This window comes from Cyclobacterium salsum, assembly GCF_010119245.1.
Lineage (GTDB): Bacteria > Bacteroidota > Bacteroidia > Cytophagales > Cyclobacteriaceae > Cyclobacterium > Cyclobacterium salsum.
Genome location: NZ_WNKG01000003.1, coordinates 56,234 through 67,138, shown reverse-complemented (window position 1 = coordinate 67,138; position 10,905 = coordinate 56,234). Strand labels below are relative to the sequence as shown.

The 10,905-nt window shown below is 43.0% G+C and carries 6 protein-coding genes; all 6 read right to left on the bottom strand.

All coding sequences use genetic code 11. The features are described 5' to 3' along the window. Positions 1-28 precede the first annotated feature (28 nt). Positions 29-1,450, bottom strand: a complete 1,422-nt coding sequence (locus tag GJS45_RS05825; RefSeq protein ID WP_162340541.1) for a sulfatase-like hydrolase/transferase — start codon at positions 1,448-1,450, stop codon at positions 29-31. Between the two features lie 20 nt (positions 1,451-1,470). Next, positions 1,471-2,895, bottom strand: a complete 1,425-nt coding sequence (locus GJS45_RS05820) for a sulfatase-like hydrolase/transferase (protein ID WP_162340540.1) — start codon at positions 2,893-2,895, stop codon at positions 1,471-1,473. A 209-nt stretch (positions 2,896-3,104) separates the two neighbouring features. Next, complete coding sequence (locus GJS45_RS05815; protein WP_162340539.1) at positions 3,105-4,553, bottom strand: RagB/SusD family nutrient uptake outer membrane protein; 1,449 nt, start codon at positions 4,551-4,553, stop codon at positions 3,105-3,107. A gap of 18 nt (positions 4,554-4,571) precedes the next feature. Beyond that, a complete protein-coding gene (locus GJS45_RS05810) occupies positions 4,572-8,003 on the bottom strand; it encodes a SusC/RagA family TonB-linked outer membrane protein (protein ID WP_162340538.1) in 3,432 nt (1,143 codons plus the stop codon). Between the two features lie 174 nt (positions 8,004-8,177). Next, positions 8,178-9,266 carry a FecR family protein gene (locus GJS45_RS05805; protein ID WP_162340537.1) on the bottom strand — a complete coding sequence of 363 codons (1,089 nt, stop codon included), beginning with the start codon at positions 9,264-9,266 and terminating at the stop codon, positions 8,178-8,180. A gap of 75 nt (positions 9,267-9,341) precedes the next feature. After that, a complete protein-coding gene (locus GJS45_RS05800) occupies positions 9,342-9,962 on the bottom strand; it encodes an RNA polymerase sigma factor (RefSeq protein WP_162340536.1) in 621 nt (206 codons plus the stop codon). Positions 9,963-10,905: the final 943 nt, after the last annotated feature.

Genomic DNA, 10,905 nt, shown 5'->3' with positions numbered 1-10,905 from the left:
CCTATCCTAATGTACCCAAGTCCCACACTTAGAAGCTAATCGGTCCCAATGGATCATTTAAAGTCTGTTGCTGCATCGCCAGCAAGGTCAGTAACTGCTGCTTTACCCCCTGATACGTCGGATCGGCCGAACGGTCCCTCAGTTCTTCCGGGTCTTTTTTCAGGTCAAATAACAAAATTTTATTCAATTTCGGGTAAAAAATCAATTTATATTGGTCTGTCCGTACCATCCGTTGAAGGTTAAGATAGGAACTGTAAATGTTGGGATAGGCACTTGGCGCATTCTCCTTAATATAAGGTATAAGGCTGTTAAACACGGTGGTTTTGGGTTTTTCAATCCCGGCCAGGTCCATCATGGTGGCACTGACATCCTGCAGGTAGACCTGCTGATGATACTTTTTGCCTTTTGGAATGCCCGGACCCAGGATGGTCAATGGTGCTCTCACACTATGGTCAAACATGTTCTGTTTACCCATCAAGCCGTGGTGGCCCACCGCCAGGCCATGATCGGCAGTGAAGATGATATAGGTATTTTCCATTTTGCCTGTCTCCTCCAAAGCGTCCAGTATTTTTCCAATCTGGGCATCCATATGGCTAATGATGGCGTAATATTCCTGAATATTTTTCCGAACCGAATAGGCGGTACGGGGAAAAGGAGCCAGGGCTTCATCCCGTAGATTCTCGCTAAGTCCTATGCTGTCTTTGTAAGGGTACATGTCCATATGACTGGGTGGTAAAGCAATGCTTTCCACCGGATACAGGTCTACAAATTCCTTCGGTGCCTGCCGGGGGTCATGGGGCGCATTGAAGGCCAAATACATCATAAAGGGGGATTCGCTTTTGCCCGCCTGATCCAGAAATCCCCGGGCATCCTCCGCGAGAACCTCCGACCAGTGCTTGCCGCCTTTCCAGAATCCTTCAAAGCTTTGGTCCCAGGGCTGCCAGGTGGTATCTGCCTTGCTTTTGGGGCGGTCGTAGCCCTCAGGGGTTTGATTGGGCATGCCCGGTCTAACGTGTACTACGTTCTGGAAAATACTTTCAGCATCTGCTTTTACATGCCACTTTCCCGTCATATAGGTTTCGTAGCCAGCTTTTTCCAGCAATTGGGGCCAAAACCTGCCTTCATCGGCCATTTGTTGGAAGTTTTTTTCCTGCTCACGGGCATCCCAGACCGAAAGGCCACTGATCATCATGGCCCGGCTGGCTACACAGACGGCTCCGTTCCAGGCACCCATGTTAAAGGCATGCGTAAAAGTGGAACCATTGTTTACCAAGCGGTCCAGGTTGGGTGTAAGCACCTCCGGATGTCCAAGCGCACCGATCAGGTCATAGCGTTGGTCATCCGAAAAGATAAATAGGAAATTAGGTTTTTCATCGCTGGCTTGTTGGGCCTGAGCAAGTCCGGCCAGTAACAGGGTGATCCCCAGAAAGAGTATTTTGAAATTCATCATTAGGTTATTTTTTAGAAGTTCTATTGGTAATCCATTCCCTGGTTACTTTCCTCACAGGAAATCAGCCAATTTTCAAGCTCTTGAGACAATTCCGCTGTTTTTTGGGGATTGTCCAAAGCAACATCGGTAGATTCCGAAGGATCATTCAGCAAGTCAAATAAAGCGAAATTTTCTCCGTTGTCCGCCGAATACAATTTGAATTGGTTGTCCATAATGGCCTGTTGGTTTTGAAACCGGAAAGCGATGGTGGATGCTCTCGTTTGCTTATTCTCTTGAATTAAGGGAAATACATTGGCACCGTCCAGGGGTTTTACACCGTTTTGATTATCAATGCCCAATATACCCAATAGGGTTGGGAAAATATCACTTGTGGAAACGGGTAAATTGGTTTTCTTTCCCGCCTCAATTTTTGCCGGCCACTCGATCAGCGCCGGAACGCGGATACCTCCCTCGTACAGGCTTCTTTTTCTTCCACGAAACGGTCCGGCGGAGCCTTGAGTCCGGTTGATTTGTTCCGGACCTTCGGGTCCATTGTCGCTGCAAAAAAGAATAATGGTATTCTCTGCCAGTCCTTTCTTCCGAAGGAAATTCCTCAACCTACCAATTTGTTCGTCCATAGCAGTAATGCTGCCATAATAGTGTTGCTTGTCTTCAGAAAAATCAGCATACAAACTACGGTAAGCAGGCCCTGCCACTACAGGAAGGTGGGGCGTATGAAACCAGATAACGGATAGAAAGGGTTGCGAGGTCTCTGCTGCCTGATCGATAAAAGGGATTACCCGATCCATGATGATACGGGAGTCATCTCCGGTAACGTTATCCGTAACCTTTTCATCCTCCCCTGTCCAATAATAGGTACCAAAGTGTTCGCCCGGTACCCGGTTTCCGATATCCTGCGCCTCCGGTTCCGGCGTGATCATGGGATCCCAGGTAGGAACTTTGGATTCGGTGGAAAAACTGACATCAAAACCATTTTCCCAGGGCGGGGAATAATGGGCCGCTCCCCTGGGGCCTCCCCGATTGGCATCTTTTTCCGTCACCGTCAAGGTTCCCAGATGCCATTTCCCAAAATGCCCGGTGGTGTACCCCTGTTTTTTCACCAATTCGGCAAGGGTGAACTCTTCTTCTTTCATATGTCCGGTATTGGCATGGGTTATCCCATATCGTTCAGGATGCCTTCCAGTCACAAAACTTCCTCTGGTGGGTGAGCAAACGGCGGAGGCGGCATAAAAACGATTAAATACCAACCCATTCCGTGCCATTTTGTCTAGTTCCGGTGTCTGTATAAAGATATTTCCATTGAAACCCACATCTCCCCAGCCCAGGTCATCGGCCATGATCAGGATGATGTTGGGGGGATCTGGGGTTTTATTCTGAGAATATGCATTACCGGTAAGGGAAAAACATACCACCACGGCGTATATCCATTTAACTAAATATCTCATAGTATAAAATAGGCTAAAGAAATAGGAGCAAGCAAGGTTACCTACTCCTATATCATCTGTTTACAATTTGTTCTTAAGCGTTCAGATGCCTGCCTATCGGCAGACAGGGAATCTCGTATGCTTTTCCCCCGATAGTTATCGGGGCTATCGGGGCATCTCACCGATTGACGATTTCGTCCTGCGGAAGGCCAGCTCGATTTCAAGAGAAATTACCATCCTGGATTTTGTTCCAAATTGGAATTTAATTGGGTTTGTCTATCAGGAATGGGGAAAAGCATCATATGGTCTTCAACATTTTTACCTTGATCCCTCATTTTATCCAAAAACATATTTCTTCTTTTTAAATCCCATGCTCTTTGGTTTTCAAAGGCCAGTTCGAATCTTCTTTCCTCTAATACGGCAGTTCTGAATTGATCTTGAGTCAGTGCATTCAAGTCTGGTAAATCAGATTCAATACCATTTCTGGCTCTTTCCCTCACTTTATTTATCCATTCATATTTCCTTGGATTATTCGGTTCAGTCTCATTCATGGCTTCTGCCGCCATTAATAAAACGTCTGCGTATCTGATCACCGTATAATTCACACCGCTTTGCAATTCCCCCTCCCTATCGTCAAATTTATTGATGTAATAAGGAAAGCTCCCACCATACACCTCTTGCATGGTAATCGTCCCGGATACGCCATCAATATGTTCGTAATGATCGGCAATAGTCACAGACCTTCTGTATGATTCCGGGTTTTGAGCTATAAAATCAGCAGAAGGTGCGTAAGACCCAGGAATAGTCGTTCCTGCCCAAAAGGAATTACCATAAGGTCCTGAAGGAGCTCTGGGTCCATATCTTCCGGGTAATGGGTTATTGTTTTCTCCACTCAGGTATTGAATTTGATAAATATGTTCTGAGCTGTTATCATTTTCAGGTTTGAAAAGGTCTGCGTAGTCGTCTAGCAGCCTGTACCTATCAGAATTGATCACTATCTCTGCATGGGAAAGGGTATTTTGAAAATCCCCTCTATACAAATAGATCCTTGCCAACAAGCTATTTGCAATGTCCGAATTTATCCGTCCTGGAGGACTGGAAGGCTCCAATTCATTTGCTGCTATTTGGAGATCTTGTATAATAAAATTAAAGATCGCATCTTCAGTAGATTTTGATTCGTAAATATTATCAAAACCAACGGTGGGTGAATCGTATAATGGAACACCTCCCATTGCCCGTGCCAGGTGAAAATAATAAATAGCACGTAAAGCCCTCGCCTCTGCAATTAGATCTGCTTTTCTCCCCGCCTCAAAATCAATATCCTCTGTGCAGTGGATCACTTCATTGGTCCGGTTTATGGCCGAATAGCACAGAGACCAAAGTCCATCAGTGACTTCGCTATTGAAGGTAAATTCATCCCATTCAAATGCATCCGGGACAATCGGAGAGATGGTCATATCATCAGCAATCATCTCACCATAATTGGGCTCCATCGATACCAACCCATAAAGGTTATTATAGGCCCCATAGAGTCCAACAAGCGCATCTTCCTCCGATTCATAAAAGTTGGCCAAACTTATATTACTTGGTGGGTCTTCCTGCAAAAGGTCATTACAGGACTTCAAAGGAAATACGAACAGAATAACTATATAAATTTTAATTTTTAGTGTCTTTTTCATGATTTGAGTCATCTTGAATTAAAATCCTAATTTAACGCCTATCCTTACACTTTTTGACATGGGGTAAGCACCATTGTCAACTCCCATTTGTACATTACTTGAGGCATATAAATCCACTTCTGGATCAAAACCTGTATAATCAGTGAAGGTGAACAGATTGTCGCCAGCCACGTAGAGCTGTGCATTCCGGATACGATTCATTCCTGGAAAACCAGGAGGTAAATTGTAAGACAGATTAATGGTTTTGACCCTTAAAAAGGAACCATCCAATACATCTCTGTCGCTAAAATTTTTCCATTCACCGGCATTGGTTATTGGAGCCTCAATGGTATTACTTGTACCAGGTCCCGTCCACCTTTCTTCGAAAAAAACCTGGTAAACATTGTGCTTTTGGGGCTGCGCCAATAACCCTATCCTGTTCATGTCGGCTATTTCATTTCCATAAACACCGTGGATAAAAACAGATAGGGTTAGGTTTTTGTAAGAAAAATCGTTCGAAAAACCATAGATAAAATCCGGATTGGGATCTCCTATAATTTCCCGGTCATCATCATTTCTTCTAAAACCATCGCCATTTAAATCGGCATATTTAGGTAAACCTGGTCTGTTTATGCCTCCAACGGTATTTCCCGCAGCAATAATTTCTTCCTCTGTTTGCCAAATTCCTGCAAACCTGTATCCGTAAAATAAACCCAGAGGCTTGCCAGGTTCAGCAATGGTACGCCCATGTGCAGACTCCCCTCTTCCTATTCCAAAAAGAAGCCGCTCCGTTCCATCAGCCAATGAAAGTAATTTGTTTCTATTAAAGGACATATTGAAGGAGGAATTCCAGCTCAGTTCTCCAAAAGTATTATTTATTCCAATTTGAAACTCAAAACCTCTGTTTTCTACCGACCCAATATTCTGAACCGATGTTCCATAACCTGATTGATTTGGTATGGTTACATTAAGCAAAAGATCATCTGTTTTCTTAATGTAGTAATCAGCGGAAAAATTAATCCTTCCTTCTGCAAACGCTGCATCCAATCCAACATTGAATTGGGCAGTTTTTTCCCATTTTAAATCAGGGTTAGGTATCCTATTGGGAACCAACCCAATTACTGGTGCTCCATCGATGATCGGTCTTACGGTATTATATAGTGCCAATGAAGAATAGGGACTGATATTTTCATTTCCCGTCACCCCATAGGAGGATCTTATCTTAAGATCTTCAATGGTATTTAACTGTTTGATGAAATTTTCATCACCCAGCCTCCAGGCAAATGCTGCTGAAGGGAATACCCCCCATTTATTTTCATCTCCAAATTTTGATGACCCATCTCTCCTTACAGTACCAGTAAAAATATATTTGTCATTAAAAATGTAATTTAACCTCCCAATGTAAGATAACAAAGCCGTATTCACCGCATTGCTTTCAGAAGGCCTGGGATTGGCACCAATTCCTAAATTATTGAATTTAAGTTTATTGGTAAAGAATTCGTCTGTTCTACTCAATACGCTTTCGGTCTCTCTGGTTTGTATTGTATATCCCAAAAGACCGTTTATCCTATGCTTTGACCCAACCTCACGATTGTATGACAAGGTATATTCCTGTAGCCAGTTATTACTTTGAATGGTCCCAATAGATGCCACTCCCAAATTGGGAAGGGCTTGTGTTTCGGCTGTATTAGGTATGTATACATCACGTTTGGAATTGACCACATCTGTACCAAAATTAGTCTTGAAGTCAAGCCCATCCAAAATATTGAAAACCACAAATGCATTACTTAACACCCTGGTGGTTTCAGTTATATCTGTACGTGTTCTTGCAATGGAAACAGGATTTTCAAGGATTTTAACTGTTTCATCATGATTATGCAGGTAATTCCCATCTTCATCGTAGACTGAGATCACCGGGGTAGTCGTAAGCGCATTCCAAAGAGGTGAATCATGTTGAAATCCACTTCCGTCAGAGGGTACGGCATCATTAATGGATTTATTAACATTTAAATTGATTCCGGCTTTGATCCTATCATTTATTTTTTGATCCAAATTGAATTTTAACCCTCCTCTTTTAAAATTCGACTCAATGATGATACCATCCTGATCCATGTAATTTCCTGATACTAAGTATTTGGTATTTTCGGTGCCACCGGATAGAGAAAGATTATAGGTATGCGTCAGGGCAGTTCTGAAAATCTGATCTTGCCAATCGGTTCCTTCACCCAATTCCTCAGGTAATGGTTTATTGATTCCGTCATAGATTAATGGTTGATTGTTATTGAGTGCCCACTCATTCGTAAGAATGGCAAGTTCTTCAGCATTGGCCAGATCTAGTTTTTTTCTAACATTTGCGACATTCAATGAATAATCAAAATCAATTTTTGCACTTCCGAGTTTACCCCTTTTGGTAGTAATCAATACCACCCCATTGGCCCCGCGAGCTCCATAAATGGCAGTTGCAGAAGCATCCTTTAGTATCTCAATCGATTCTATTTCACTGGGACTGATAGAAGATAGCGGATCTGCCGCAAGCGCATTGTTTCCTGCTCCACCTGGGGTTGTATTAATATTATCGATCGGAAATCCGTCAATTACATACAAGGGGTCACTGGAAGCATTAATAGAGTTGGTACCCCTGATTCTTATTTTCATTCCTCCTCCCGGGGCATTTGAGGCTGCTCTTATATCCACCCCTGCGGCTCTTCCCTGCATGGATTGAATCAACGTATTTGCAGGCGTTTTTTGCATGTCTTCGCCTTTTACGGAAGAAACGGCGCCACTTAAATCAGACTTCTGCTGGGTTCCATACCCCACTACCACCACTTCTTCCAGGGACGATTGATCCTCCAGGAGCGTGATGGAAAGGTCCGTTTGGTTCCCCACCGTAATGCGCTGGGACTGGTACCCGATAAAGGAAATCAACAAAACCGAACCTTCTTCTGCTTCCAGACTGAAATTGCCATCAATGTCTGTGGCGGTACCTGTAGTGGTTCCTTCAATCAATACCGTGGCTCCGGGAATGGGCTCCCCGTTTTCATCGGTTACGGTTCCCCTTATTTCTACCGCTACGTTAGAAACGGACACAATGGGTTTCTCCTGTCCTTTCCGGTGCGCCTGTACATGGATATTATGGTTAATTTGCTTGAAATCCAATCCGGATTGTCTGGCGATCTCCACCAATACTTCATAAAGGCTTTGGTCCTTGTCCTCAACGGTAATGGGAGGCAAATTCCTGACTTCCCTTGTAAGGTAAACAAAGGTGAAATCGGATACTCCTTCAATCTTCTTGAATGCATCCTTGACCGGGACTCCTTCCAGGGGCAGCCTGACCACCACCTCTTCTATGCTTTTGATCTGGGCATTGCCATTCGAGGCTACTAAAAAGCCCATGGTCAAACACTGGAAAAGAAAAGCATAGGTAAATAATTTGCTCATGCGTATAACATGCCTAAGTATAAGATTTTTCATATCTTTACATGGTTTATTTTGGCTATTGTGTAAATGGTTGAATAAACGGGCATCGGGTACTGATTAGCGTCAAACGGCCCGATGTTTTACTACTTCCGAGGGTGTTACAGCACCTTCGGTTTTTTTTAATGTTAATCTGAATTAATTTTCCATGGGCAGTGAAGTTTTGGGTTACTAGTTGAATGTTATGTTGACCTGGTCCTTTTCGATCCTGAAATCAAGCCCTGCCGTATAGCTCAGGCCTTCCAGTACATTTTCCAGCGTCTCATTATGAAATTTCCCCGAAAGGCGCTTTCCGGGTTTCGGTTGGTTTTGAAAATGAAACCTGACCCCATACCAATTTTCCAGGGCCCTGATGGCTTCCACCAACTTCGTATCCTCAAACACAATGGTTTTTCTGGTCCAGGCCAGGATGGCATCCTCATCAAATTTAGTCCTGGAAACCAGCATTTTGTCCGGACTGATACTTATGGCCTCTTTTGGAGCCAATAAAATTTCTTCCTTTTTTGAATTTGGCAGCGCTATGGATACCTTTCCAGTAACCAGGGAAACCATTTGTTTTTCATCTTTATAGGCCATGATATTAAAGGAAGTACCCAAGGCAGTGGTATTGACTCCTCCTGCATTAACTGTAAAGGGACGACCCGGGTCGTGTGCCACTTCAAAAAAGGCTTCCCCTTCCAAAAAGACATCCCGAACGGCTTTGAATCTGCTCTCCTCATAGGATAAACTGCTTCCCGCATTGAGCATTACCCTTGTTCCATCAGCCAGGGAAATACTGGACTTCACACCGGGAGGGTTATTGAAAACAACCTTTTTTACGGGTTGGGGAATCTCTACCGTTGGTTCAGGAAGCGTATAGCGACTCGCAAAAAAACCTACCCCCAGTGCTAACAGCAATATGGAGGCAATGCGCCAAAAATAGCCTATCTGAAAAGAATCCTGGGTGCTTGTGGGCTTCTCTTGTACCATCCCTTGCCTGATAGGCACTACTTTTGCAAATTGCTTTTGTTGGTCTTCTTTAGTGGTTTTGGTCTCTATATGGTCCCAGATCTCCTTATATTCCTTATCCTGAAGCGGGAATTGGTTTGAAAACAACTCCAAAATAAGCTCCCTGGCCAGCTCCACATCCTTCACAGATGTGGGGTTAGTGGACAAATAGTGCTTCCAGGTGTTATTACGTTCGGGATTTGGATTTAATACCCATTTCCTAAACTCCGGGTTTAGCACCAGGCCTTTGACTGTATCGTTGTAAATATCCATTTAGGCATGTTTTCATGGATAGGTGTCGGATAAATCAAAAATCTATCCTTTATTTTTGGACTATTTTCAAAAAAATTAACTGAAGTAGCTTAAAAGGGAAAAATAAAGCGAAATAAAGAGGATATAAAGTTTTCTTAACTTGCATAGGGCCTTCCAGCTCAATGTATAGACAGACTGAACATTGATCCCCATCAATTTGGCAACCTGTTCATTGGGGAGGTTTTCAAAAAACACGTAGCGGATTACTTCCATCTGTCTGGCTGAAAGTTTGGAAAGGGCTTCTGACAATCTCCGGTTGTTGCCTTCTTCCGGATGGATGTGGATGATCCCAGACTCCGCTTCATTTTGATAATAAAGCGAATTTGCACCTAGTTCCTGATCGTTGGCATGTCGCTTTTTTTCCCTGGCCGATTCCTTTTTGATTTTATTGGAAAGGGCCTTAAAGACATAAACTTTCACATTTTTGACGGCTGCCCCGTTTCTCCTATACCGCCAAATCTCAATAAAAAGTTCTTGAATGCAATCCTTGATCAGCGTCCGGTTAGGGACAATGGAAAGGCCAAAAGCCATCATTTCACCGACAAATAGCGCATAAAGACCCTCTAAACCTGTTTTGTCATCCCGCTGAATACGCCTCCAGCAATCCTTGCTTTCAGCAACAGTCCTATCATCAATATGCGAATGAGGTTGGCTCACTTTTGAGTTAATTTGGGTTTAGTATTCAATAATAGAAAAAAATTTGGCACCAAACCAGTATTATGGGTAGTAAAGTTGTTTACACAAAGAAGTGAAATACTTTTGATTCCCTAAACAGGTTAATTAGAAGGTTCCGATGCAGGTCAAAAATATTTAAACCCAAAAAAATAGATTATAGGAAAAGGAATGGCACATCTAAGGCAATCATCTATCTGCACCGCTACTCATCATTTCATTTTATGGTTATTGTGCTTAAACTTTACGTGCGCTGATTCCCGGCAGGACCTGGAATAAAATTGTATATAAGTCCTCCCACTTATTCCGTTCAATTTGGTATCAGGAAATTAAGTGGCCACTTATAGAGTTAGAGTTGGTGAAGGGTGTGATGGGCAAATCAGGTGCGCATACAAATGACCTAAGGCGATTGGGTTTCAGAAAAACGCTTTCACTGAATGTACATTCGATCATGGTACACGGTTTTTTGAATTGAGATGTACAGAGTAAATCCTCCAGGCCAGGTCATGGGTCATGATTAGGATTTTGTTGGGGGAGATCTGAATGTTGACCAAACGAATCAATACTGTTAAAACAAAAAATGAAAAAGAATAAATTACTGCTTCCTGTATTTCATCTGTTTATAATTTTTTTTTATTGGTCAGATGGAATCTTTGACGATTAAAATAATCATTGCCCTGTGTGTTTAATGATGATTTTAATCGTGTCGATTTCATGTATTTTTAATTGTCTTTTAATGGTCACATGGAATCTCGCATGCCTTATAATCATCCCGGTGGGTGGCGGGTACGTCGTGCTCGATTTCATATGTTTATATTTTTTTTTAAGAGGTCACATGGAATCTCGCCATGATAATCATCCCTCCGTGCGTCGCTTGCGTCATGCTCGATTCATGTGTTTATAATTGTTTATCAACGGTCATATGCCA

Excerpts from the sequence above, each read along its gene's own strand:
- GJS45_RS05825 (WP_162340541.1), bottom strand. The coding sequence starts at position 1,450 with ATGATGAATTTCAAAATACTCTTTCTGGGGATCACCCTGTTACTGGCC.
- GJS45_RS05820 (WP_162340540.1), bottom strand. The coding sequence starts at position 2,895 with ATGAGATATTTAGTTAAATGGATATACGCCGTGGTGGTATGTTTTTCC.
- GJS45_RS05815 (WP_162340539.1), bottom strand. The coding sequence starts at position 4,553 with ATGAAAAAGACACTAAAAATTAAAATTTATATAGTTATTCTGTTCGTA.
- GJS45_RS05810 (WP_162340538.1), bottom strand. The coding sequence starts at position 8,003 with ATGAAAAATCTTATACTTAGGCATGTTATACGCATGAGCAAATTATTT.
- GJS45_RS05805 (WP_162340537.1), bottom strand. The coding sequence starts at position 9,266 with ATGGATATTTACAACGATACAGTCAAAGGCCTGGTGCTAAACCCGGAG.